Genomic DNA, 24,647 nt, shown 5'->3' with positions numbered 1-24,647 from the left:
CGAGCAACGACCAGAGAGGCGGCGCACCATGCCCGCGAAGGAGTACGGGATCTTCCTCCCGATCGGCAACGGCGGATGGATGCTGTCCGACACCGCCCCCCACCCCGAGGCGACCTACGCCTGGAACAAGCGCGCAGCCCTGCACGCCGAAGCGATCGGCCTCGACTTCGTGATGTCGATGGCGAAGTGGCGCGGCTTCGGCGGGAGCACCGACCACTGGGGACGCTCCCTCGAGTCGATGACGATGATGGCCGGGATCGCCGAGGCGACCGAGCGCGTGAAGATCTGGGCGACCATGCACGCGAACGTCCACAACCCGGCCGTCGCGGCGAAGATGTACACGACGCTGCAGGACATCTCCGGGGGTCGGGCGGGCATGAACATCGTCAACGGGGCCTACGCGGCCGAGTTCGAGCAGTTCGGGATCTGGGACGCCGGCCTCAGCCACGCCGACCGCTACCGGATGACCGAGCTCTGGACCGAAGCGGTCACCCGCCTCTGGACCGAGGACAGCGTCACGATGCACACACCGTACTTCGACCTCGACGCCTGCGAGTCCCGCCCGCACCCGGCCAGCAGGCCGACGATCATCAGCGCCGGCAAGTCCGAGGCCGCTCGCGCGTTCCAGGCGAAGTACGCCGACGGTGCGTTCCTCGCTGCGGACAGCCTCGACGAGATGCGCGACCTGTCCCGCGACGTCCACGACCGCGCGGCCGACGAGGGTCGGGTGTGCCGGACCTACTCGATGCTCACCGTCGTGCAGGACGAGACCGACGAGGCAGCGCAGCGGAAGGTGCGCGAGTGGGGTGCCGGCGTCGACCGCGAGGCACTGGCCTCGATGCGGGCGTCGTGGGGCGTCCCCGCCGAGCAGGCCCGTGCGTGGGCGGACGGTGCTGCGGGTGAGGACGCGTTCCAGACCGCCTACGTCGCCGGTTCCGCCGAGACCGTCACGGAGCACATCGAGTACATCGTCGACCGGGGCGAGCTCGACGGCCTCATGCTGATCTTCCCCGAGTACGACCAGGACATGGTGCGCTTCGGCGAGACCGTCCTGCCGGCACTCCGCCAGCACGACGCGGCGGTCGTCCGGTGACCGGCGGCAGCGGCGGGCTCGACCCGCGACTCGCCCGGTTGCTGGACGGCCCCTCGTCGTCCGGTGCTGGTGGCCGCACGCCGGCGCTCGTCGTCGTCGACGTGCAGCGCGACTTCGGTGAACCCGCGCGCATCGCCGGCTACGGGCTCGACGACCGTGCGTTCGCCGCGGTGGACGCCGCGATCGTCCGGATCGGCGCCCTCGTCGACGAGGCGCGAGCCACCGGCGTCCCCGTCGTCTGGGTCGAGCTCGGCAGCGACCCGTCCGCCCCGTGGCACAGCAGCACGTGGCTGCGCGGCGGTGCGCTCGACGGACCGATGCCGGAGGACGAGCCCTGCCGCATCGGCACCGCCGGCGCCGAGTGGTACGGCACGGCGCCGGCGCCCGGTGAGACCCGCGTCGTCAAGCGCGGCTACAGCGGGTTCCTCGGCACGGACCTGGAGGCGCGGCTCACCACCGCAGGGATCGGCTGGCTGACCGTCGTGGGACTCACGACCGAGTGCTGCGTCTTCGCGACGGCGCAGGACGCGATGCAGCTCGGCTGGCCCGTCGTGGTGCCGTCGGACGCCACCGCCGCCTACGACATCGACGTGCACGACGCCGCGCTCACGATGATCGAGCTCAACGTCGGTGTCGTCACGGACGCTGCCGAGACCACCGCGCTGTGGCAGGCGTGGGCGGCGTCGCCGGTGGGTGCCCCGTGAGCGGCATGCACATCGCCTACGACCTGTCCTTCACCCACACCGAGGGGCGCTGGGCGGCACCCGGCAGCTGGGTCGGCCAGGACTTCCCCGACGTCCGCATGTACATGGAGGTGGCCCGGACGGCCGAGCGCGCCGGCGTCGACATGCTGTTCTTCGGTGACGGCTCCGGTGTCCCGAGCACGTGGCGCGGCAGCATCGACCCGGCGGTCGAGTGGGGGATCCAGTGGCCCCGGCAGGACATGTCGCCGGTCATCGCGGCGATGTCGACGGTGACCGAGCACATCGGGTTCGGACTCACCTACTCGTCGACCTTCACGCACCCGTTCTCCACCGCACGGCTGCTCAACTCGCTCGACCACGTCACGGGCGGCCGGATGGCGTTCAACGTCGTCGCGTCCTCTCGGGGTGCGGACGCCGCGAACTACGGCTCCGACCACCTGATCGACCACGATCTCCGGTACGAGCGGATGGAGGAGTTCATCGGCGTCTGCCGTGCGCTCTGGGACTCCGTGGCGCCGGACGCGATCGTCCGCGACCGGGCGACCGGGCGCTTCGCCGACCCGTCGCGCGTGCACCCCATCGACCACGACGGCCGGTTCTTCAAGGTGCGGGGGCCGCTCGCCAGCGTCCCGAGTCCGCAGCGCCACCCGGTCGTCGTGCAGGCGGGCAACTCGCCGCGGGGCATCGCCGCGAGTGCGTCGTTCGCCGACCTCGTGTTCGGGTTCGGGGCGAGTGTCGCCGGGCAGCTCCGACACCGGAACGCCCTCGACGCGGCACTGACGGACGCCGGACGGGACCCCGCCGCGGTCGGGATCCTCTGGGCGACCCAGGTGATCGTCGGCGCGACGCTCGCCGAAGCCCAGGCCCGACGGGACTCGCTCCTGTCGTTCTGGAACCGCGAGGCCGTCGGGACCTTCATCTCGCACAACGCCGGGTACGACTTCTCGACGCTGCCTACCTCCTTCCGGCTCGGGGACCTGCGCGACGAGATCGTCGCCGCCCAGGCGAGCCCGGCGGGACTCGTCGGCAGCCTGGTCGCCGAGTTCGGTGAGGACCACACGATGGACCGCGACGACTTCTTCGAGCACGGGTGGCGCGCCGCGACCGGCCTCGACCACATGCTCGTCGGCGACGCCGCGGGAGTGGCCGACGCGCTCCAGGAGAACTTCGCCGCGACCGGTGGGAGGGGCGGCTACATGCTGTCCAGTCCGCTCGGGATGCCGTCCGGGTTCGCCGACCTCAGCGAGATGCTCGTGCCGGAGCTCCGCTGCCGCGGGGCCCTCGCGCCGCGGTACCCGGGGGCCACGCTCCGCGAGAACCTGGCGGTGTGAGGTGACCCCGGCCCGTCGGTGGCTCGCGCTCGGCGGGCTCTGCCTCGGCTTCTTCATGCTGCTGCTCGACAGCACGATCGTGTCCGTCGCCCTGCCCGACCTCGGGCGTGACCTCGGTGCCGACGCGTCGACGTCGGTGTGGGTGAACAGCGCCTACCTCTTCGCGTTCGCCGTCCCGCTGCTCGTGGCGGGCCGGCTCGGCGATCGGTTCGGACACCGGCGCGTGTACCTCGTCGGGCTCGCGGTCTTCACGATCGCCTCGGTCGGGTGCGCGGCCGCGCCCGGGATCGGCGCCCTCGTCGCCTGGCGTGCGGTCCAGGGCCTCGGCGCTGCGCTGCTCACCCCGCAGTGCCTGACCGTGATCCGGTCGCTGTTCGAACCGCCGAGGCTCGCCGTCGCGCTCGCCGTCTGGAGCGCCGGCGGCGGGGCGGCGACGGTCGCCGGGCCGATCGTCGGCGGGCTGCTCGTCGAGGCGTGGGGGTGGCCGTCGGTGTTCCTCGTGAACGTGCCCGTCGGGATCGTCACGGCGATCGCGGTCCTCCGCTTCGTGCCCGTCTCGCGGCGCATCGCGGTCCCGCTGCCCCTGTTCGCCGTCGTCGGCGTGACCGTGGGGGTCTTCGGTGTGGTCGTCGGCGTGCAGGGCACGGACACCGGGCTGCTCGCCGACCCGGTCGCCCGTGGCGGTGCGGTCCTGCTCGGCGCCGCGGTGGTGGCAGCGGTCCTCGTCCGGCAGCGGCGTGCCGGCGACCGCGCCCTCGTGCCGCTCGCCCTCTTCCGCGACCGCGGTTTCGTGACCGGGTCGTGGGGCGCCACGGCCGCGTCGTTCTGCGTCGGGTCCGCCCCGATCCCGCTCATGCTCGACCTGCAGCAGACCCGCGGGCTGAGTGCGGGATCGGCGGCCCTCGTGCTCGTGCCGATGGGGGTCGCGTGCCTCGCCTCGGCGCCGTTCGTGGGCCGCATGACGAACACCGCCGGACCCCGGGCGACCGCGACGGTCGGAGCCGTCCTGCTCGTCGTGTCGGTGGCACTGACCGCGGTGCTCGTCGGTGCCGCGGCGCCCCTCTGGACGATCGCCGCGGCCTTCACCGGGTTCGGGATCGCGAACGCGTTCGTCTGGTCGCCGTTCTCCCTCGCCGCGGTCCTCGGTGCGGGTCCCGCGACGGTCGGGGCGGCGTCGAGCGTCTTCAACACCGTGAAGCAGCTCGGCGCCGTGCTCGGCAGCACCGCGACGGCCGTGCTTCTCGCCACCGCGGGTGACGCAGTCGCGCTCGGTGCGCTCGCGCTCGTGGCCTGCGGTGCCGTGGTCGCCGCGCGTGCGCTGTCCGGCCGTCCGGGTGCCCCGGTCGTCCTGACCGGCGTGATCGTCCACGGTGCCGGGGTCGGGCACGACCTGGGGTTCCCCACCGCGAACCTGCGGCCCGAGGACGAGTCTGCTGCTCCCGTCCCCGTCGACGGGGTCTACGTCGGATGGCTCGCGGCTCCCGTCGGCGCTCCGCCACGGCAGGCCCTCGTGTCGATCGGCAGCAACAGCACCTTCCCCGACCGACCGCGCACGGTCGAGATCCACGTGCTCGACTTCGACGGCGACCTGTACGGCTCGGTCGTCGAGCTCACCGTCGGTCGGCGCATCCGACGCCAGCGCACGTTCCGCGGGCCGGACGCGCTCGTCGCCGCGATGCGGTCCGACGAGCGTCGGGCCCGTGCGGTGCTCGCCCGCTCCTGACCGATCGTCCCTGACCGTTCGTCCCCGACCACTCGTTCCCCGAGGAGGACCCCGTGCACGACCACTTCATCGAGGACCCGCTCGACATCCGTGAGGCCATCGCCGAGGTGCCCTCCGTCGTCGCCGCGATCGCTGCGTGCGTCGACGGTTCCCCCGTGGTCATGGTGGCGACGTCCTTCACCGTCGGCGTCTCCTACGACCCGCCGCTGGCGACGATCGCCGTGCAGCACTCGTCCACGACGTGGCCCGACCTCGCAGCAGCGCCCACGCTCGGCATCTCGGTGCTCGGCGACGGACACGGGCCGCACACGGCGCAGTTGGCGTCCCGGGACCGCGCGCGCCGTCTGCACGGCATCGAGTACGCGACCGCCGGATCCGGCGCGGTGTTCCTCGACGGTGCCCACTCGTGGTTCGAGTGCTCGGTCGAGGGCGTCCACCGCGCGGGCGACCACGACATCGTGGTGCTCCGTGTCCTCCGGGTCGCGCGGGATGCCGCCCGGTCGGCGCTCGTCTGGCACCGGCCGGCGCGCTCGAGGGTCGCCGTCGACGCGCAGCCGTGACCACAGGGGCGCTGGCGCCGTCGTTCCTCCCAGCACGGGGCGAGCAGGAGCGAGGGAAGCTCGGTAGCGTTCACGATGCGTGCACAGGGCCGCCTCCTCAGTGTGCTCGTCGGCTCGGCACGAAGCGATGAGGAGGCACCACGAACATCCCTGGGAACACATGCCGCTGTTCATCCTCATCGTCGGTCTGCTCGCTGCTTCGGGTGGGCTGCTGTTCGCGCTCATCCCGCGACCGATCCCGCGCACGATGAAGGAATCCCTTCTGCTCGGGCAGAACGCCGTGGTGATCTGATGCCGTCCGGGGGCCGGACACCTCGCCCGGAGAGGGGCTTCCGATGTTCAGGATGAAGGGAAACCTCCTGCTGCCGACGATCATCGCCCTGGTCGCGATCGCACTCGGTGTGGTCACGCTCCTCTCGCCCGGTCGCGCCGAGGCCGGCGTCGCCATCTGGGGCGCGCTCGCGGGCTTGTTCGGCGTGTACGTGTTGTGCGGGGTCGTGGTCTCGTGGCGAGCCAGGAACAAGTGACGGAGTTCGCGTCAATGAGAACGGAGCCGCATTGAACGCACTCCCACTCGTCCTCGGCCTCGTGCTGGTGGTCGGCGGATTGGCGTGCATCCCGTGGGTGGTGCAGCGGAATCGCAACCACTCGCCCTCCGACCGTGGACGGCTGATCGCAGTCGTGATCGCACTCGTCATGCTCGTCGCCGGCGCGCTGCTCCTCCGGTGAACGTCGTTGACTGACTCGCTGGCGCTCTGGGTCCTCGGCGGCGCCTTCGTGCTCCTCGGCTGCGCGACCGCGGTGTCGCCGGAGGCGATGCACGACTTCCTGCAGCGGCAGATGCGCATCGTCCAGGGCAAGAAGGCAGCTGATCGTCACGCCCAGTTGCCCACGGCACTCTTCCGGGCCCTGGGCATCGCCATGCTCTGCGTCGGCATCGTGCTCGGCGTGTTCGCCGCGACGGGCGGCTGAGCGCCGAAGGACCCGCTCAGCCCCGCACGACCGCCGCCACCGTCGCCACGACGACCTCCCGCCGCCGCGCCGCCCCCACCTCGTCGGTCAGCCGGGCGTACTCCGGCGTCGCACCGCTCCACAGCGCAGCGGTGTGGATCACGATCCCGAGCAGCTCCGCCGCCGAGAACGTCGTCGGCAGCCGCCCGTCCCGCTGCGCGTCCTCGATCGCCCGGAGCTTGGCGGCGTTGCTCCGCACGACGGCGTCGATCGGGTGCGAGGTGTCGCCCCGCTCGAGCCGGTACCAGGTCGCCAGGCGCTGCACCCAGGGTCGGTGTGCGTAGGAGTCGTGCAGGCGTCCGGCGTACTCGGGGAGGTCGTCGGCGTCGATCGTGACCTCGTCGAGCGTCTCGGCGACCATCGCGTCGAAGACCGCGTCGAACAGGCCGTCCTTGCTGCCGAAGTAGTGGTAGATCTGCGCCTTGTTGCTCGCGGCGGCTGCGGCGATCCGGTCCACGCGCGCGCCGGCGATCCCGACCGCGGCGAACTCGTCGCGGGCGGCGACGAGGAGTCGGGCGCGGGTGGCGTCGGCGTTGCGGGGCATCGGCATCCGTCCAGGTTATCAACCGGACGGTTGACAAGCGAGCATCGGAGGTGTTCCATCGGTGCTGTCAACCAACCAGTCAGTTAGGAATACCATGTCCGTCTTCCTCGTCACCGGTGCCTCGCGGGGCCTCGGCCGCTCGATCGTCACCGCAGCCCTCGCCGCCGGTCACCAGGTGGTCGCCGGGGTCCGGGACCTCCACGCCCTCGACGACCTCACCAGCGCGGAGCTCGTCCCGGTCGCGCTCGACGTCACCGACCCCGACGCCGCCCGTGCAGCGGTCCGCACCGCGGTCGAGCGCTTCGGTCGGCTCGACGTGCTCGTGAACAACGCCGGGTACGCGAACCTCGCCAGCATCGAGGACGTCGACCCCGCCGACTTCCGCGCCCAGGTCGAGACGAACCTGTTCGGCGTGGTGACCCTCAGCCAGGAGGCCGTGCACGTCATGCGCGAGCTGGGCTCCGGGCACATCGTGCAGGTCTCGTCCGTCGGCGGGCGCATGTCGACGCCGGGGCTCGGCGCGTACCAGACCGCGAAGTGGGCCGTCGGCGGGTTCTCCTCGGTGCTCGCGAAGGAGGTCGGCCCCCTCGGCATCCGCGTCACCGTCCTCGAGCCGGGCGGCATGCGCACCGACTGGGCGGGGTCGTCCATGACGGTCGCGCCGGTCCGGCCGGAGTACGAGGCGACCGTCGGGGCGTCCGCACGGATGCACGGGGGCACGAGCATCGGTGCGAGCGACCCGGACCTGGTCGCCGAGCTCGTGCTGCAGGTCGTGGCGATGGACGAGCCGCCGCTCCGCCTGCTCGTCGGCCCGGACGCGTTCGAGCACGGGACGGCCGCCGGCCGCGCGCTCCTGGCCGAGGACGAGCGGCACGAGGCGCTCAGCCGGTCGACGCAGGCGGCCGATGCGACGCCGGAGCAGCTGGACCCGCTGGCACGCGCCTGAGACGCGACCACCTGTCGGACGGGAGGCGCGGTGCGAGCCGGCACCGTCCCTCCCGTCAGACGGGCGGTACCGTCTCCACGCGCTGGGCGACAGTCCACGGGCCGGTGCGCGCGTGACGTGTCGGTGAGCGCGAAAGTTCACCCGCGTCGACGCGGACACGTGGTCGCCCCGCGTCGACGCGGGCGCGTGGTCGCCCCGCGACTCGCGCCGTTGCGCGCCGCGGGGCGAGGGCACCGGCCGTCGGGTGCGGCCGGTGCGAGGAGCGTAGGCAGCCTCCGCGCCCGGTGGGAGGACTCCTGCGGGATGCCGAAACGGCCTGCGGGTCCACGCAGGCAGACGTCCGGTCAGGCGGACGCGAGCGCGCCCATCTCGCCGACCACGGCGCGCAGTCGGACCGCGAGCTCGTCCGGCCCGCCGACGGTCTCGCGGTGCGCCACCTCGGACAGCGCGGACATGACGAGGGCCACCGCGGTGCGGGCGGTCTGCTCGTCGGTCCGCGTGCCGACCGTGGCGAGCAGGGACTGCCGGGACTCGGCCATCCACTGCATGACCATCGGGGCCATCTCCGGGCGGAGCACGAGCAGCTCCTTCATCCGGCGCCGGTCCTGCGAGAGGGGCACCGTGGCGGCGACGAGGCCGCACAGGTCGTCGATGAAGCGCCCCTCGGCGGTGGCGAACCAGGTCGCGGCGGCCGGCGGGACCTCGACCGTGTCGAGCCCGAGCGCGGCGTGCGCCTTCGAGGAGAAGTAGTTGAAGAAGGTCCGGGGGGAGACGTCGGCGTCGGCGCAGATCTGCTCCACGGTCACCCCGTCGAGGCCGTGCGCCGAGACGAGCGTCAGTGCGGCGTCGTGCAGCGCCGAGCGGGTTTGCTGCTTCTTCCGTTCACGCAGCGAGCACGGCTCCGTCGCCGTCGTCGTCGCGGGGGTGGTGGTCACGGTGGCTCCTGGTGCTGGTGGGGTGGGACGTCCGTCCACGAAGGGGGACAGCGGACGGGCGCCCCGGTCGGTCACCGGCGCTGCGCGGGCTGCGTCGGGGTGGATCCGGTCATCGGGCCGGTGAAGGAGCCCGCCTCGGCGGCGGCCAGGCCGGCGGCCGTCTCGAGCTCGTCCTCCGCCGAGAGCCGGTCGTCGTCGGCGCGCTGCGCACCCGCGGCGTCCGCACGCTCCTGCAGCGCCGAACGCTGACGGAGCGGCGGCACCCGGAAGAACCAGGTGAGGACGAAGGCGAGCAGGATCACACCGAGACCGACCCAGTAGATCGTCACGGACGAGGCGTTGAAGCCCGCCATGAACGGCCGGGTGAGCCGGCTGTCCGCACCGGTCAGGAACGAGGTGTCGTTCGTGCTCATCGTGCTCGACCCGGAGCCGCTGCCGTCGGAGACCTGCTTCGCCACGGCCGGGGTGAGCTCGCCCACCCAGTAGGACCGCTGCGCCGCGTCCGACCAGTCGACGACGAGCTTGCCGTCCTGCACCGAGGCGTGGGCCTGGTCGGCTGCCGCGGCGAGGGCCTGGGCCTGCACGGCGGCCGGGGCACTCGCGGTCGACTGCTGCACCTGGGCGGTGACGTCGTCGAGCGAGGCCTGCACGTTCTGCTCGAGCGGGGTGACGATCGGGGTCCAGATCTCGTCCATGACGCCCCGGTTCGCGGGCGCGGTGGCCACGGTCGGGTTCGTCGCCGCGTCGAGGGCTGCGCCGAGGTCCTTCTGGTTCGCGGTCGCGTGCAGGATGTTCGACGGCATCACCGAGAACAGGATCGACAGGAGCACGGCCGTGCCGAGCGTGCCACCGATCTGGCGGAAGAACGTGGCGGACGAGGTGGCGACGCCCATGTCCCGGGCCTCGACCGAGCCCTGCGACGCGAGGGTCAGCGACTGCATGACCGACCCGAGCCCGAGCCCGATGAGGAACATGCCGATCATCAGGAACCAGAGCGGCTTGTCGATGCTCATGAACGTCAGGACGACGTAGCCCGAGGACACCAGCGCCGTGCCGATCACCGGGAAGATCCGGTAGCGGCCGACCCGGGCGACGATCTGGCCGCTCGTGATCGACGCGATCATGAGCCCGCCGACGAGGGGGAGCGTCGCGAAGCCGGACTCGGTCGGGGTCAGACCGACGACGATCTGCAGGTAGAGGGGGATGGTCAGCATGGCGCCGAACATCGCGAAGCCGACCAGGAACCCGATGACGGTCGCCATCGAGAACGTGCCGGAGCGGAAGAGCTTCAGCGGGATGATCGCGGCGTCGCCCATCTTCGACTCGATGAGCAGCAGCGCGACGAGGCCGACGACGCCGATGACGTAGCAGGCGATCGCGGCGGCCGAGCCCCAGCCCCAGGTGCGGCCCTGTTCGGCCACGAGCAGGAGCGGGACGAGCGTGACGATGACGGCGGTCGCGCCCCACCAGTCGACCTTCGGCTTCGCGGTGTCGCCACCGTGCACCTTCGGCAGGTGCAGGAAGACGAGCACCATGACGAGGGCCGCGATGCCGATCGGCACGTTGATGAGGAGCACCCAGCGCCAGCCGGTGATCCACAGGATCTCGGAGGAACCGGCGAGCAGGCCGCCGATGAGCGGGCCGATCACGGACGAGATGCCGAACACGGCGAGGAAGTACCCCTGGTACTTGGCACGTTCGCGCGGAGCGAGGATGTCGCCCATGATCGCGAGCGGCAGCGACATCAACGCACCGGCACCGATGCCCTGCACGGCGCGGAAGCCGGCGAGCATGAGCATCGAGGTCGACATCGACGAGAGCACGGCGCCGAGGATGAACACCACGATGCCGAAGATGTAGAGCGGCCGGCGCCCGAAGATGTCGGAGAGCTTGCCGTAGATCGGCGTCGCGATGGTCGAGGTGATGAGGTACGCGGTCGTCACCCAGGCCTGCTGGTCGAGCCCGTGCAGGTCGTCACCGATCGTCCGGATCGCCGTGCCGAACACCGTCTGGCCGAGCGAGGACAGGAACATGCCCGCCATCAGCCCGTAGATCACGAGGAGGATCTGGCGGTGGGTCATCAGCGGCTGCTGGCCGGGTGCGGCGGAGTCCGTGGGGACCCCGGCTGCGCGTCGGCCGTGCTGCACCGGGACGGGTGCGGTGGCGGTCATCGAGCTCCTTGCTTCGTGCTGTGTTTCCTGCTGTGAAAGTTTGCAGACCGCGCAACGATACATCCATTGCTTCCGACAAGCAACTAAATGTGGCCGCTACGCTGTCCGGCATGACCGAGGACCGGGACGACGCCGAGCGACTGCTGCGCGCGCAGCTCGACCGGCTGTGGGTCCGGCAGACCCTGCGGTCGTCGCTCATCGAGTCGCGCGGGGGACTGGACCCCACGGGGCGCGTGATCCTGCGGGCGGTCGATCACTTCGGGGCCGTCCGGTCCATGGCGATCGCGGACGCCACGGGGTTGTCGCGCCCGGTGATCAGCCGCCGCGTGGCGTCGCTCGTCGAGTCCGGGTACCTCGGCACCGCCCCGGACCCGGCCGACGGACGCGCCAGCCTCGTCTCGATCGCCCCGGCCGGCCGGACGCTGCTCGACACGCTCGACGTCGCCGGCGCCGAGGTGTTCGACGACCTCACGGGGGCGTTCGCCACGGGGGAGCTGCACACCCTCGCGGGACTCCTCGCCCGGCTCAACGATCGCGCCGACACGGTCCTCGGGATCGGCGCCACGGACCGGCGCGACGCGTCCTGACCACGCGGCACGCGCCCGTGACGTGACCAGGAGGCGGACGGGAGGCGCGGTGCGGGCCTGCCCCGATCCTCCCGTTCGTCACTGCTCGCGCCGTATTCGAGATACCGTTTCCGCATGAGCACGGACACCGCCACCACCACTGAGACCCTCGACGACGGGCCAGTGGTGACCTTCGCCGACCTCGGCCTGAGCGATGCTGTGCTCAAGGCCGTCAAGGACATCGGCTACGAGACCCCCTCCGCCATCCAGGAGGCCACGATCCCGACCCTGCTCGAGGGGCGCGACGTCGTCGGCCTCGCGCAGACCGGAACGGGCAAGACCGCGGCGTTCGCGCTGCCGATCCTGTCCCGCATGGAGGCGGGCAGCAAGGTGCCGCAGGCGCTCGTGCTGTCGCCGACCCGCGAGCTCGCCCTGCAGGTGTGCGAGGCGTTCGAACAGTTCGCCTCCCACATGAAGCACGTGCACGTCCTGCCCGTCTACGGCGGTCAGGCGTACGGCGTGCAGCTGTCCGCCCTGCGCCGCGGCGTGGACGTCGTCGTCGGCACGCCCGGTCGCATCATGGACCACATCGCCAAGGGCACGCTCGACCTGTCCGAGCTGAAGTACCTCGTGCTCGACGAGGCCGACGAGATGCTCAAGATGGGCTTCGCCGAGGACGTCGAGACGATCCTCGCCGAGACCCCGGACGACAAGCAGGTCGCGTTGTTCTCCGCGACGATGCCGGCCCAGATCCGCCGCATCTCGCAGCAGTACCTCACCGACCCGGCCGAGATCACGGTCAAGACGAAGACGAAGACCGCGGCGAACATCACGCAGCGGTACCTCATGGTGTCGTACCCGCAGAAGGTCGACGCGCTCACCCGCATCCTCGAGGTCGAGGACTTCGAGGGCATGATCATCTTCGTCCGCACGAAGAGCGAGACCGAGACCCTCGCCGAGAAGCTCCGCGCCCGCGGGTACGCCGCAGCGGCCATCAGCGGTGACGTCGCCCAGGCCCAGCGCGAGCGCACGGTGAACCAGCTGAAGTCCGGCAAGCTCGACATCCTCGTCGCCACCGACGTCGCCGCCCGTGGCCTCGACGTCGACCGCATCACGCACGTCGTGAACTACGACATCCCCGTCGACATCGAGTCCTACGTGCACCGCATCGGCCGCACCGGTCGCGCCGGCCGCTCGGGTGACTCGATCAGCTTCGTCACCCCGCGCGAGCGACGCCTGCTGTCCGCGATCGAGCGGCACACCAAGCAGCCGCTCACGCAGATGCAGCTGCCGACGATCGAGGACGTCAACGAGACGCGCCTCACCCGCTTCGACGACGCGATCACCGCGGCGCTCGAGCAGCAGGACCGCATCACCGCGTTCCGCGACATCATCGCCCACTACGTCGAGCACCACGACGTCCCGGCCGACGACGTCGCCGCCGCGCTGGCCGTCGTCGCGCAGGGCGAGGACCCGCTGCTGCTCGACCCGAAGGCCGACGAGCTGCGGAACCGCGTCGACCGCGACGGCCGGAGCAGCGACCGCCGTGACCGTGACGACGACCGCGGTGCCCGGGGCGACCGGGCCGACCGTGGCCCGCGCCGCTCGCAGCCGATGACCGCCTACCGCATCGAGGTCGGGCGTCGGCACCGCGTCGAGCCGCGCCAGATCGTCGGGGCCCTCGCGAACGAGGGTGGTCTGCGCCGTGACGACTTCGGGGCGATCCAGATCCGCCCGGACTTCTCGATCGTCGAGCTGCCCGCCGACATGGACGCCGGGGTGCTCGACCGGCTGACGGACACCCGGATCAGCGGGAAGCTCATCGAGATCAAGCCGGACCGCCGTGGTGGTGGCGGTGGCGGGGCGCGCCGGTACGACCGCGACGACCGTGGGCCGCGTGCCGGTGGTCGGGACCGTGACGACCGCGGGCCTCGTCGGTACGACCGCGACGACCGTGCGGAGCGCAAGCCGCGTCACTGACGCGCGTTGTTCTGACGGGAGCGCGCCCCGCTCAGCGGCGACGCGAAGCGTTGCGCGGGGCGCGCCGACCGAGCCTGCGAGGGAGGAGTGCCAGCTGGCACCGCGCCTCCCGTCGTTCCGGCGTTCCGTCGGTGCGTGGACCCACGTCCCCGCGAAAGCGACAGCGCACAGGGGGCCGCCGCCGCCCGTGCCGCGAGAGCGACACTGTGGCGCGGACGTCCGGCGGCAGCGTGTCGCTTTCGCGAAGCGCGGCGCCCCGGCCCGCGAGTTGCGGGATGACGCATGAGGGCCTGCACGGCCCGCACGATCCCGGCGCCGACGGGTCCGCGAGGTCCGACCGGTGCTCTGATGTCCGTAGCCGTGGCGCATGGACCACGGGACGAACAGGGGAACGCACGTGTTCAGAGCCGTACTGACCGCCGCAGCCGCGGTGGCGCTCGTCATCGGGGGAGCCGCGCCGGCGACGGCCGCACCCTCGTCGGTGCCCGGCGCACCGACCTCCGTCCGCGTCACCGGAGCCGCGGACAGCGCGACCGTGACCTGGGGACTCCCGAAGTCCGGCGCGAAGGTCACCAGCTGGCGCGTCACCGTCTCGCCCGCGCAGCAGCAGCCGGACGCCGGCGTCGACCGGCTCCCGGCCAGCGCGCGGTCCGACCGGTTTGGCAACCTCACCGCGAGCACCGCGTACACGTTCTCGGTCCGTGCGGTCGGGACCCGGGGCACGGGCAAAGCCGTCTCGGTGCGGTACACCGCGCCCGGGTCGGTCCAGACCGTGCAGTCCCTGTTCGCCCTCGACGGCGCAGGCTCGGTCGTGCGGTTCCCGACCTCCGGCACGTCCGCCCCGACCACGATCGCGCCGAACGCCGCCGGCTTCACGGCGGACGACGTGGGCGACGTGTTCGTGCCCTCGGCGGACCGCACCTCGATCGTGATGTACCCGGCCGGCGGTGCCGCTGCCCGGACCGTGGCGACCGGCCTGCACCTCACGGCGGACCTCCGCTCGGACGTCGCCGGCAACCTGTACTGGGTCGACTCGGTCTCCGGTGCGATCACGAAGCTCCCGGTGTCCGGGGCGGCGCCGACGGCGATCATCCCCTCGGCCGGCTCCGGCTGGGCGGTCGGACGCGACGGCACGGTCTCGGCCGTGACCTTCGGGACCCAGGGCGCCGCGACGAAGGTCGTCTCCGTGTCGCCGACGGGCGTCCGGACCACCCGGTCGATCCCCGAGACCGGCTACCGGATCTTCGCGGCGGTCATCGCGGACGGCGGCGGGAACCTCTACGTCAACTACCTCTCGACCGGCGCGTCCGGTGCGAGCGGATGGGTCCTGCTGGCGAAGGGGTCGAGCGAGCTCGTCTCGGCGGAGTCCCGGATCGGCTTCACCTACGCGGCGACGAACGGCCGGGCGCTGGTGTCCGCGAAGTCCGCCGGGTGGTGCGCCGCCCCGAGCGAGGGCAGCCCCGGCGGCTGCACCGCCGACAAGACCATCACCTCGCTGTCCTCGCGGACGGCCGACGGGACGACCACCGAGCAGACCACGAGCGGCGTGACCGCCGAGGGCCGTGGCGTGTGGATCGGAGCGGCGGACGAGGCGGGCGACCTGTTCTTCGACGTGAGCGCCGGCCTGACGACCGGCCTCTGGCGGCTGGACGCCGCAGGCGGCGTGGCGCAGCGGCTGTCCGCCGGACAGTTCTCGCGGTTGTTGGTGATCTGAGGTCGGACCCGACCAGGTGACTGACGGGAGGCGCGGTGCGGGCTCGCACCGCGCCTCCCGTCATGCAGTGCGCAGCCGGTTCAGGCGACGCCCTCGACGGTCCGTCGGCACACCTCGTTCCACGGGGTCGGCTCGATGCCGAAGTGGGCTCGGGCCGCCGAGTCGTCGACCACGTACGGGGCCGTCCACTGGTAGCTCATCTCGGCGATCTCGCGCATCATCGGTGAGACCAGCCCCATCGCGCGGAGCATGCCGGCGGGGAGACGCCGGACGGTGACCGGGGGCTTCCCCGCCGCGGCCAGCACCTCGGTGAGGGCCTGCACCTGCGACCGCGGGGCGTTGCTCGGCACCATCCAGGTGCGTCCGTGGGCGCTCTCGTCCGCCGCGGCCGCGACGAGCATCCGGGCGACGTCGAGCACGTCCGTGAAGGTGTGCGGCAGGTCGGTCCGGCCGATCATCGACACCGCCTTCCCCTGCAGCGCTGCCGGCAGGACGCGGGTGATGTGGCCGTTCTCGCCGATGCCGGCGCCGACGTAGTCCGAGGCGCGGACCTCGACGGCACGCAGCCGTCCCGCCTCGTGCGCCGTGCGTGCATCGGCCCAGAGCCGTGCCCGCAGGATGCCCTTGTGGTCCGTCGCGGCGTCCGGCAGGCTCTCGCGCATCGGTCCGTCGACGGGGCCGTATGGGTAGAGGTTCCCGGTGATGGCGTACACCGCGCCGGTCCGCTCGGCGGCGGTGAGCAGCGCGGTCGCGAGCGGCGGCCAGGTCTGCTCCCACTGCGTGTAGTTGCCGGGGTTGGCGCAGTTGTAGAGAGCGACGGCCCCCTCGGTCGTCCGGGTGAGCGCGTCGGAGTCCGAGGCGTCCAGGGCGAGGTGCTCGACGCCGGAGACACCCGTGTCCCGGCCGGAGCGCGTGGCGACGGTGACCCGCTCGCCCCGTTCCGCGAGGAGTGCGGCGACGTGACGGCCCACCGGACCGGCACCGATGACGACGTGGTGCTGCGACATGGCTTCCTGCTTTCGTCTGTTTGCGAGAGCACCGCTCTCGGTTCTCAGCATGCACGAGCGATCGCCGAATTGCAAGAGCAGTGCTCTCGATTGTGTGCAGTGCTCTCTCGTGTCATGGTGGAGGCATGACGGACAAGGCGCCCACTGCACGAGCCCTCGCACGCGAGACCGTGCGGGCCGGCATCCTCGCCGCTGCCCGGGTCCGGCTCACCGAGGAGGGGCCGTCGCAACTGAGCCTCCGCGCCGTCGCCCGTGACGTCGGGATGGTGTCGTCGGCCGTCTACCGGTACTTCCCGAGCCGCGACGACCTGCTCACGGCGCTCCTCATCGCCGACTACGACGAGCTCGGCGCCGCGGTGGAGGCAGCCGAGGCGGCAGCGGGACCGGCACCCGGGGCTCGGTGGGTCGCGGTGTGCCGGGCGATCCGGACGTGGTCGATCGCGCACCCGGGGGACTTCGCGCTCCTGTTCGGCTCGCCGGTGCCCGGGTACGTCGCGCCGCGGTCGACGGTGGACCCGGCGTCGCGGACGACGCTCAGGATCGTGCGGGTGGTCGCGGACGCGGTGGCGGACCCGGGGTACCGCGCACCGCTCCCGGCCGGATCGGGTCCGGGGCTCGTGGCTGCGGCGGTCGCGGACGGGGTGGCGTCCCTGCGGGCGTTCGGCACCGAGCTGCCGGAGGAGGTCCTCGTCCGCACGCTGATGGCCTGGACGACGGTGTTCGGCACGGTGTCGTTCGAGCTGTTCGGGCACTTCGTCGGTTCGGTGTCGGACGGTGCGGCGTACTTCGACGAGGTCGTCGCGCGGCTGGCCGAGGGACTCGGGTTCGTCGCCGAGTTCGACTGACGGGGTCGCGCTGCGGGTCGCGCCGTCCGTCGGTCGCGGGTCGCGTCGTCCGTCGGCCGCGTCCTGTTGTCCCCAGAGCGGGGTGCCGGTCTGACAGGGGGCCCGTTCCTGCGGTAGACAGGTCGTGGGCCCCGGTCGTACCCGACGACCGAGTCCACGCTCGGGACGGCACACCTGGAGTCTCCCCGGACGGACCACCACCCTCGGGCGCGCGCCGCGGCCGGGGGCCGACGGATCAGGGAGGCTCGCTTGCGACGCAGCACGTTCGGCGACGCCGTCGTCGGGGGCACCCGGTGACCGCGCTCGACGTCAGCCGGCAGGACCGCCGCCGTCTCACGACCGGGACACCCCGGAAGCGCCTCGTCGCCGTCCGGACCGTCGCCCTGCTCGCCTCGATCGCCGGCGTGAACTACATCGTCTGGCGCTGGGCCGCCTCGGTGAACTGGCACTCGTGGTGGATCGCCGTCCCGCTGATCCTCGCCGAGACGTACAGCGTGATCGACTCGCTGCTCTTCGCGTTCGGGGCCTGGCGGCTCCGTGAACGCGGGGAACCCCCGACCCCGCCGCAGGACCCCGTGACCGTCGACGTCTTCATCACGACGTACAACGAGCCCGTCGACCTCGTCGTCCGCACCGCGACGGCGGCGAAGGCGATCACCCACCCGCACACCACGTGGATCCTCGACGACGGCAACCGTCCGGAGATGCGCGCCGCCGCCGAGTCGCTCGGGATCGGCGTGATCACCCGGGGCGCCGACTGGATCGACCGGCCGCGGCACGCCAAGGCGGGGAACCTCAACAACGCCCTGCTCGCGACCCAGGGGGAGTTCCTCCTCATCCTCGACGCCGACCAGGTCCCGGAACCGTCGATCCTCGACCGCACGCTCGGGTACTTCAAGGACTCGCGGATGGCGCTCGTCCAGACGCCGCAGTGGTTCGAGAACGTCCCCGAAGCCGACCTGCTCGGCAGCCAGGCGCCCCTGTTCTACGGGCCGATCCAGCAGTCGAAGGACGGGTGGAACGCCGCGTTCTTCTGCGGCTCGAACGCGATCCTCCGGCGCGAGGCGCTCATGCAGCTCGGGGTCACCCGGTACGTGCGCGAGGTCGAGGCGTCGGTCGCGCGGACGATCAAGACCTCCCGGAAGCTCCTCGCCCGTGCACGCGAGACGGAGACCGACCCGCGGGTGCTCGGGGCGCTCGACGAGGCCGAGGCCGTGGTCGACCGTGCCCGCGACCAGGTGCAGCGGGGCGAGCCGCTCGGCGACGTCACCTACGACTTCCAACGCGGCATCGACACGATCTCCTACCGGTTCGCCGCGTCCGACCTCGAATCGGTCCGCAACGACCTGCAGGAGCTCGCGGCGATGTCGACCGACGCGAACACCTTCGCGGGGCTCGACGACGCGGCACTCGACGTCCTCGGCCGCCGCGACGCCTCGCCGGTCGCTGCGATCGAGTCGATCGCCGTGCTCACCCGGGCGCTCGACGTCAACCGTGACGACGAAGCCCAGCCGATCATGCCCCTGGCGACGATCTCGGTCACCGAGGACATGGCGACCGCCATGCGCCTGCACGGCCTCGGTTGGAAGTCGGCCTACCACGACGAGATCCTGGCGAAGGGCCTCGCACCCGAGGACCTGCCGACCATGCTCGTGCAGCGGCTCCGCTGGGCGCAGGGCACCATGCAGGTCTTCTTCCGCGAGAACCCGCTCGTGCAGAAGGGCCTGTCGTGGGGGCAGCGGCTCATGTACTTCTCGACGATGTGGAGCTACCTGTCCGGCTTCGCCGCGATCGTCTACATCGCGGCCCCGGTGCTCTGCCTGTCCTTCGGTGTGGTGCCGGTCCAGGCGTACAGCGTCGACTTCTTCGTCCGGCTCACCCCGTTCCTCGTCCTCAACCAGCTGCTCTTCTGGGTGGTGGCGGCCGGCAGACCGACGTGGCGCGGGCAGCAGTACTCGCTGGCGTTGTTCCCGGTCTGGATCGAGTCCGTCACGAGTGCGTTCGAGAACGTGTTCCGGGGCAAGCCCCTGGGCTTCCGGGTCACCCCGAAGGTCCGTGACGAGTCCGAGCAGAAGCCGCGGTGGGACCTCGTGAAGCCCCAGCTCATCGCGATGGGGGCCCTCGTGGCGGCGCTGATCCTGATCGGCATCCGGTACCTGACCGGCCAGGCGTCCGGCATCGCGCCGCTCGTGAACACCGCATGGGTCGTGTTCGACCTGTTCATCTTCAGCATCGTCATCCGGGCCGTGCTCTACCGAGGACCGGGCACGGCGCAGTCCGAGCACGAGTCGAGCACGGCCGGGGGACCCCTGTGAGCCCGGCGCGGGTCGAGTTCGACGTCCCGGCGGTGCCGGCGTCCCTCGACGAGGTGCAGGACCGCTTCGGCGCGTGGTGGGACACCCTCGGCATCGACGACGTCCGGCTCCGCTTCGGCCTCGAGACCGCCCTCGCCGAGATCGCCGCGAACATCGTCGAGCACACCCGACGCGCCGACCAGGAAGCCGGCCGGCGCTACACCGTGGAACTCGACGCGACCGACCACGAGCTCGTCGCCGTGCTCACCGACAACGGGCTGCCGGTCGACATCGACCTCGCTGCCGTGACGATGGCCGACGCCGACGAGGAGAGCGGTCGGGGCCTCGCGCTCGCGATCGCCGCGCTCGACCGGCTCGAGCACCGACACGAGGGCGGTCACAACGTCTGGACCCTGGTGTGCGCACGGTGAGCCGGACCGCTGCCCGGCTCGTCGCGTTCCTGGTGGTGCTCGCGACGTTCGCCCTGGGTGGCGCGCTGCCGGCGTCGGCGGTGCAGGCTGCCGCGACGAGCGGTGCGTCGATCGCGCCGTCCGACGGGAAGACCTGGTTCGGACCGGACATCGACTGGGGCGACGACGCACCGGCCGGGTACGCGGGACGACTCGGTGCGACACCGTCGATGTACGGCGTGGAGATCCAGTACCCGCTCGACCGCAGCGCCCGCAAGGAGTTCCTCCGGGCCACCCGCGCTGCCGCGACGCAGGGCGCCGTCCTCGTGGTGAGCCTCGAGCCCGACCGGTCGCTCCGGTCCCTCACCGCGGCCGACGCCCGCGCGGCCAATGCCCTGCTCGAGGAGGTCCACCGCCAGTACGACACCCAGGTGCTCGTCCGGTTCGCCCCGCAGATGAACGGCACGTGGGTGCGGTGGGGGCAGCAGCCGACCCAGTTCGTCTCGGCCTTCCGGACGCTCGCGACCGCGGTCCACGGCGGCAGCTCGGACGCGCTGATGGTGTGGTCCCCGTCCTACGGTGCGGGCTACCCCTTCGGCGAGTCCGCCGGCCGGCTGCAGGACCTCTCCGCGACCGACGTCTCGAAGCTCGACACGAACGGCGACGGACAGCTCACCGCGGCCGACGACCCCTACGAGCCGTACTGGCCCGGGGACTCCTCCGTCGACTGGGTCGGGCTGTCGATGCTGTACTTCGGCAAGGGCAAGGCGACCGAGGCAGCCGGCCGGGACGTCCCGCTCACCCGGAACGACGTCCCCGAGGCCGGCGAGGTCTCCGCACGCTTCGACGAGACCTGGGGCTACGAGCAGCGACAACAGGGGAGCTTCTACGACCGCTTCGCCGTGGCCGACGACCGGCCGATGCTGCTCGACACCGGGGCGCTGTACGACCACTCGCTCCGGGGCGCCGACGAACTCCCGGTGAAGCAGGGCTGGTGGCGACAGGTGATCGCCGCCGTGCAGGACCGCCCGTTGATCCGCGGCGTGACGTTCCTCGAGACGAACCGCCGCGAACCCGAGGCCGGCAACCGCGTGGCCGACTGGCGCGACACCGCCGTACCCGGCATCGCCGGCTCGTTCCGCACCGACCTCGAGCGCGCGGGCGACTTCGTGTTCGGCCCCGTGACGGACGAGGTCACGCCACGGGACGGCGCCGCGGCGACCGACCAGCAGTACGACACCGGCGGCGACCAGATGGCCTGGATCGTCTGGTGTGCCGTCGGCCTCGCGGTCGTGTTCCTGCTGAGCGGCCTGTTCGGTCGGCTGCTGCCGAGCTGGCGCTACCCCGACGACGGCAAGCCCGGGCGCGACCTGCGGCTCGACCTGTTCCGCGGGTTCATCATCCTCGCCGTGGTGATCACCCACATCGAGATCGGCGGACCGTACTCGTACATCACGCTGCACGCCGTCGGCGCGATCACCGGCGCGGAGATGTTCGTGTTCCTGTCCGGCATGGTCCTCGGCATGACCTACCCGTTCGCCATCAAGAAGTTCGGCGAGTGGGCGGCCGCCATCGGGGCGTGGAAACGCGCGCGGAAACAGTACCTCGTCACGCTCGGGGTGATCCTCGTCGTCTTCGCGCTGAGCTTCGTGCCGTTCCTGAACACCGACGCGATCACCACCTTCACCGACCGGGGGACCGGCACCGGGGGAGTCGGCGCCGAGGGGCGCGTGTACGACCTCTACCCGAACGCGATGCAGCTCCTGGCCTACCCGCCGCCCTGGTACGCGATCCGGCAGTTCCTGCTGCTCGAGATGGGCCCGTGGCCGTTCAACATCATGGGCCTCTTCGTGGTGCTGAGCCTGTTCATCCCGGCGTTCATGTGGGTGATCCGCCGCGGGTTCTGGTGGGCGCTGCTCATCGTCAGCTGGGCGCTCTACGTCTACCAGGCGCTCAATCCGGACTTCCGGCCGCTGAACTCCCAGTTCGAGGCGGTCTTCCCGCTCCTCACCTGGCAGGTCGTGTTCACCCACGGACTCGTGCTCGGGTACTACCGCCGGCAGATCATCGGCGCACTGACCGGTCGCCTCGGCAAGGTCCTCGTCGGGGTCGGCATCGGCGGGTACGCGCTGTTCCTGGTCTACGTCTGGGCGGGCGACCACTTCGGGTTCACGCCCGTGCCGTTCCCGGCGACGATGTACGACCAGCTGTACAACACCGCCTACCAGCGCGTCGACCTGCAGTGGGGGCGTCTGGTCGACATCGCCTTCTTCGCGATCGTGTCGTACGCGATCCTCACCGTGTTCTGGAAGCCGATCGCGAAGGCCATCGGATGGCTGTGGATCCCGATCGGGCAGGCGAGTCTCTACGTGTTCGTCTGGCAGGTGTTCTTCGCGCTGGCGATCGCGTCGATCCCGGGTGTCGACTGGGGCAACGGCTGGATCGGCTTCGCGACCCACACCCTGCTGATCCTGCTGGCCTGGTACATGGTGCGGAAGCGGTTCCTGTTCTCGGTGATCCCGCGCTGACGCGCTGCGGGACGGACGGGAGGCGCGGTGCGGGCCCGCACCGCGCCTCCCGTCCGTCAGCTGGTCGCGGTGCGCCCGTGTCTGGAAAGGTGGTCGTGTGGGGTTGATGAGACGGTGGCCGTGGTGGTTGGCTGCGCTGGCGCTCGCCGTTGCGTTCGGCGGCCTGTGGTTCCTGGTGACGATCGTCGTGATGCCGGAGCTCAACGCTGTCGAGCGAGCCGTGATCTCCGCCATCACGGGTGCCGCGTACGGCATCGTCATGGCGATCTTCCTCATCCGGCTGCGGCGCGGGTACGGCACCGTCCTGCAGGACGCGGGCTTCCGTCGAGCAGTCCGCCGCGGGGTCGTCCCTCCCGACGTCGACGTCGATGGATGGCGACGTGCGGTGCAGCAGCACCGGAACCAGTACCACCCGCTGCGATGGGCGGCCCCGCTGGTGTACGTTCCGATGACCGGCCTCTCCGTCTGGGTCGCAGCGTCCGGACAACCGCTCTACTGGATCTTCGTCGGCCTCTTCCTCGTCATGCTGGTCGCCTCCCTGATCGTTGCCCCTCGAGCGGTCCGCCGGACCGACGCGATGCTGACCGAACTCGACCGCCGTGAGCGGTCGGTCCAGTGAGACGCGACGGGTGACCGCGACCCCCGCTAGCAGCGGGGGTGGTCCTGGTCGTGACCGTCCCACAGGTCGCCGCACTCGACGGGTTCCGCGCCCGACGACGCGAGCCACGGCCCGGCGCCGTGCGCGGGGTCGCGGGACAGCGCGGCGACCAGCGCGGCGCGGTGCTCCGAGCCGACGACCACCGGGTGTCCCGGCACGCCGTGGTGGACCGCGCGGCGGAGCGCCGTCGGGTGGTCACCGTCGCCGATCACCCGCCGGACGGCCGACGCGGGGAGGCCTGGCAGGTCGACGAGGGAGACGCACGCCGTCGCCGGACCGGTGACGGCCGCGAGCCCGACGGCGAGCGACGCCCCCGGACCCGCCGCCCAGTCGTCCGCGACGACGACGGTGACCTCGTCCACGGCGGGCACGAGGGCCCCCGCCCGGGCGGCGGCGGCGCCGAGGACGACGACGACCCGGTCGCAGCCCCCTACCAGGAGCGCGTCGACGCCGAGGTGCAGCCACGGAGTGCCGTCCGGCTCGGCGACCAGCGCCTTCGGCCGCCCCATCCGCGTCCCCGCACCGGCGGCGAGCAGCACGCCCACCACGTCGGTCACACGAACGCCGGCACCGACGTCCACGCGGCTGGCGCCTCGGCGACGCCGTCGCGCACGACGGTGCCGGAGATGAGGCCGTAGGGCCGGTCGGCGGCGAAGAACACCTCGCCGGGGTTGTCCAGGCCGAACGGGGCGAGGTCGACCAGGAAGTGGTGCTTGTTCGGCATCGAGAAGCGCACCTCGGCGATCTCCGGGAACGTCTCGATCGCCGAGCGGCCCATCGCGAACAGGGTCTGCTGCAGCGCCAGCGAGTGCAGCTCGGCGAAGGTCGCGAGCATCCGGTCGAGGACGCCCGCGTACACGGCGTCGTAGTCGATGCCCGCCGCCACCGCCTCGGGCGTGTAGCGCCAGCGGGCCGTCACCGAGGTCGCGAGGATCCGGTCGTCGGTCTCCGCGAGCGTCGTGTACCCGTCACGCGGGAACCCGTGGAACTCGCTGCCCGTCGACTTCAGGACCGTCAGGTCGGTGACCCCGGCGAGCACGTGCACCTCGTCGCCGTCGACCTGCACCACGGCCGTGCGGGTCCCACGGCCGGCCCGGACGAACGAGTGGTCGTGCTCACGGCCGTCGACGACGATCCGCTCCCACGTGTGCTGCTCGGCGGACAGGGTGGAGCCGTCGTACCAGTCGAAGGCGGTGCTGAAGTGCCGGCCGAGGCGCAGGAGGAACTCCTCCGGCGTGCCCACCCCGTGCTCCCTCGCGAAGGCGTAGATCGTGTTCTTCTGCGTGTCCGTGGCGACGACCTTGGCGTTGTCACCCTCGGTGTACGAGTCGGCGAGCGCCGCGCCGCGCAACTGGGTCGTGACGGTCAGGTCCTCGATCTCGTGCCGGTCGGTGTCGCGCGTCACCCGGACGAGCCGGACCTCGGCCTTGCCGTACTGGTTCGCACCGAGGTGGACGGTCGTGGTGGTGGGGACTGGCTGGACGTCGGTGATCTCCATGGAGGCGACGATGACACCCGAGTGTTTCGGCGGTGGGTCGAACAGGTCACGAGCTCCGTCAGCGGCCACGGCCCGGTCGTGACGCAGCCGTCGAACGCCCGTAACCACACGGAAACACCCGTTCCATAG

Annotated in this window: 24 protein-coding genes; 18 read left to right on the top strand and 6 right to left on the bottom strand. The window is 71.8% G+C overall.

The annotated features are described in order from the left end of the window. Nucleotides 1–28 precede the first annotated feature (28 nt). The 9 genes from BJK06_RS04380 (at nucleotide 29) to BJK06_RS04350 (ending at nucleotide 6,383) form a co-directional block, all read left to right on the top strand. Nucleotides 29–1,093: an LLM class flavin-dependent oxidoreductase gene (locus BJK06_RS04380; protein ID WP_070416857.1), complete on the top strand. Its 1,065-nt coding sequence runs from the start codon at nucleotides 29–31 to the stop codon at nucleotides 1,091–1,093. Continuing rightward, a complete protein-coding gene (locus BJK06_RS04375; RefSeq protein WP_258027701.1) occupies nucleotides 1,090–1,797 on the top strand; it encodes a cysteine hydrolase family protein in 708 nt (235 codons plus the stop codon). Before BJK06_RS04380 ends, BJK06_RS04375 begins: the two co-directional genes overlap by 4 nt. Before the next feature lie 5 nt (nucleotides 1,798–1,802). Further along, nucleotides 1,803–3,128: an NtaA/DmoA family FMN-dependent monooxygenase gene (locus BJK06_RS04370; protein ID WP_258027740.1), complete on the top strand. Its 1,326-nt coding sequence runs from the start codon at nucleotides 1,803–1,805 to the stop codon at nucleotides 3,126–3,128. Nucleotide 3,129: 1 nt separating this feature from the next. Then, nucleotides 3,130–4,851, top strand: a complete 1,722-nt coding sequence (locus tag BJK06_RS04365) for an MFS transporter (protein WP_258027700.1) — start codon at nucleotides 3,130–3,132, stop codon at nucleotides 4,849–4,851. A gap of 53 nt (nucleotides 4,852–4,904) precedes the next feature. Continuing rightward, nucleotides 4,905–5,411, top strand: a complete 507-nt coding sequence (locus tag BJK06_RS04360; RefSeq protein ID WP_070416856.1) for a flavin reductase family protein — start codon at nucleotides 4,905–4,907, stop codon at nucleotides 5,409–5,411. 160 nt (nucleotides 5,412–5,571) lie between these two features. Continuing rightward, a complete protein-coding gene (locus BJK06_RS18965; RefSeq protein WP_258027699.1) occupies nucleotides 5,572–5,703 on the top strand; it encodes a hypothetical protein in 132 nt (43 codons plus the stop codon). Between the two features lie 52 nt (nucleotides 5,704–5,755). Further along, nucleotides 5,756–5,938 (top strand): hypothetical protein, encoded by a 183-nt coding sequence (locus BJK06_RS04355; protein WP_070416855.1) that lies wholly within the window; start codon nucleotides 5,756–5,758, stop codon nucleotides 5,936–5,938. A gap of 31 nt (nucleotides 5,939–5,969) precedes the next feature. After that, nucleotides 5,970–6,140, top strand: a complete 171-nt coding sequence (locus BJK06_RS18455) for a hypothetical protein (protein ID WP_156794756.1) — start codon at nucleotides 5,970–5,972, stop codon at nucleotides 6,138–6,140. A gap of 6 nt (nucleotides 6,141–6,146) precedes the next feature. After that, nucleotides 6,147–6,383, top strand: a complete 237-nt coding sequence (locus BJK06_RS04350; RefSeq protein WP_070416854.1) for a hypothetical protein — start codon at nucleotides 6,147–6,149, stop codon at nucleotides 6,381–6,383. 16 nt (nucleotides 6,384–6,399) lie between these two features. Here the strand turns inward: BJK06_RS04350 and BJK06_RS04345 are convergent, their stop codons facing one another. After that, on the bottom strand, nucleotides 6,400–6,972 hold the full coding sequence (locus BJK06_RS04345; RefSeq protein ID WP_258027698.1) for a TetR family transcriptional regulator: 573 nt from the start codon (nucleotides 6,970–6,972) through the stop codon (nucleotides 6,400–6,402). Between the two features lie 88 nt (nucleotides 6,973–7,060). On the opposite strand from BJK06_RS04345, the gene BJK06_RS04340 reads away from it, so the two are divergent. After that, the gene (locus BJK06_RS04340) at nucleotides 7,061–7,912 is read left to right on the top strand and encodes an SDR family NAD(P)-dependent oxidoreductase (RefSeq protein WP_070416853.1); all 852 of its coding nucleotides are present in this window, start codon (nucleotides 7,061–7,063) and stop codon (nucleotides 7,910–7,912) included. Between the two features lie 344 nt (nucleotides 7,913–8,256). Here the strand turns inward: BJK06_RS04340 and BJK06_RS04335 are convergent, their stop codons facing one another. Both BJK06_RS04335 and BJK06_RS04330 read right to left on the bottom strand, forming a co-directional pair. Further along, nucleotides 8,257–8,847, bottom strand: coding sequence for a TetR/AcrR family transcriptional regulator (locus BJK06_RS04335; RefSeq protein WP_070416852.1), 591 nt, complete (start codon nucleotides 8,845–8,847; stop codon nucleotides 8,257–8,259). Nucleotides 8,848–8,918: 71 nt separating this feature from the next. Beyond that, nucleotides 8,919–11,018 carry an MDR family MFS transporter gene (locus BJK06_RS04330; RefSeq protein WP_181015145.1) on the bottom strand — a complete coding sequence of 700 codons (2,100 nt, stop codon included), beginning with the start codon at nucleotides 11,016–11,018 and terminating at the stop codon, nucleotides 8,919–8,921. Nucleotides 11,019–11,128: 110 nt separating this feature from the next. Here BJK06_RS04330 and BJK06_RS04325 point away from each other — a divergent pair, with 110 nt between their 5' ends. From BJK06_RS04325 to BJK06_RS04315, 3 genes are all read left to right on the top strand, one after another. Continuing rightward, nucleotides 11,129–11,605: a MarR family winged helix-turn-helix transcriptional regulator gene (locus BJK06_RS04325; RefSeq protein ID WP_156794755.1), complete on the top strand. Its 477-nt coding sequence runs from the start codon at nucleotides 11,129–11,131 to the stop codon at nucleotides 11,603–11,605. 114 nt (nucleotides 11,606–11,719) lie between these two features. Further along, nucleotides 11,720–13,564: a DEAD/DEAH box helicase gene (locus BJK06_RS04320; RefSeq protein ID WP_070416850.1), complete on the top strand. Its 1,845-nt coding sequence runs from the start codon at nucleotides 11,720–11,722 to the stop codon at nucleotides 13,562–13,564. Nucleotides 13,565–13,961: 397 nt separating this feature from the next. Further along, the gene (locus BJK06_RS04315) at nucleotides 13,962–15,278 is read left to right on the top strand and encodes a fibronectin type III domain-containing protein (protein WP_181015144.1); all 1,317 of its coding nucleotides are present in this window, start codon (nucleotides 13,962–13,964) and stop codon (nucleotides 15,276–15,278) included. Nucleotides 15,279–15,358: 80 nt separating this feature from the next. Here the strand turns inward: BJK06_RS04315 and BJK06_RS04310 are convergent, their stop codons facing one another. Then, nucleotides 15,359–16,285, bottom strand: coding sequence for an NAD-dependent epimerase/dehydratase family protein (locus BJK06_RS04310; RefSeq protein WP_070416848.1), 927 nt, complete (start codon nucleotides 16,283–16,285; stop codon nucleotides 15,359–15,361). Nucleotides 16,286–16,410: 125 nt separating this feature from the next. Here BJK06_RS04310 and BJK06_RS04305 point away from each other — a divergent pair, with 125 nt between their 5' ends. The 5 genes from BJK06_RS04305 to BJK06_RS04285 all read left to right on the top strand — a co-directional run bounded on the left by BJK06_RS04305 (nucleotide 16,411) and on the right by BJK06_RS04285 (nucleotide 22,981). Further along, entirely contained in the window at nucleotides 16,411–17,130 is a 720-nt protein-coding gene (locus tag BJK06_RS04305) for a TetR/AcrR family transcriptional regulator (RefSeq protein ID WP_070416847.1), read from the top strand. 293 nt (nucleotides 17,131–17,423) lie between these two features. Beyond that, complete coding sequence (locus tag BJK06_RS04300) at nucleotides 17,424–19,445, top strand: glycosyltransferase (protein ID WP_070416846.1); 2,022 nt, start codon at nucleotides 17,424–17,426, stop codon at nucleotides 19,443–19,445. After that, entirely contained in the window at nucleotides 19,442–19,855 is a 414-nt protein-coding gene (locus BJK06_RS04295; protein ID WP_070416845.1) for an ATP-binding protein, read from the top strand. The genes BJK06_RS04300 and BJK06_RS04295 overlap by 4 nt, the downstream gene beginning before the upstream one ends. Continuing rightward, complete coding sequence (gene opgC, locus BJK06_RS04290; RefSeq protein ID WP_083295399.1) at nucleotides 19,852–22,362, top strand: OpgC domain-containing protein; 2,511 nt, start codon at nucleotides 19,852–19,854, stop codon at nucleotides 22,360–22,362. Before BJK06_RS04295 ends, opgC begins: the two co-directional genes overlap by 4 nt. A 106-nt stretch (nucleotides 22,363–22,468) precedes the next feature. Then, complete coding sequence (locus tag BJK06_RS04285; RefSeq protein ID WP_181015143.1) at nucleotides 22,469–22,981, top strand: hypothetical protein; 513 nt, start codon at nucleotides 22,469–22,471, stop codon at nucleotides 22,979–22,981. Nucleotides 22,982–23,007: 26 nt separating this feature from the next. On the opposite strand, the gene BJK06_RS04280 is transcribed toward BJK06_RS04285, so the two are convergent. Then, entirely contained in the window at nucleotides 23,008–23,577 is a 570-nt protein-coding gene (locus BJK06_RS04280; protein ID WP_258027697.1) for an NTP transferase domain-containing protein, read from the bottom strand. Beyond that, nucleotides 23,574–24,518, bottom strand: a complete 945-nt coding sequence (gene pucL / locus BJK06_RS04275; protein ID WP_070419209.1) for a factor-independent urate hydroxylase — start codon at nucleotides 24,516–24,518, stop codon at nucleotides 23,574–23,576. The genes BJK06_RS04280 and pucL overlap by 4 nt, the downstream gene beginning before the upstream one ends. Nucleotides 24,519–24,647: the final 129 nt, after the last annotated feature.

This window comes from Curtobacterium sp. BH-2-1-1 (assembly GCF_001806325.1).
Taxonomy (GTDB): domain Bacteria; phylum Actinomycetota; class Actinomycetes; order Actinomycetales; family Microbacteriaceae; genus Curtobacterium.
This window is presented reverse-complemented; position numbering and strand designations above follow the sequence as displayed.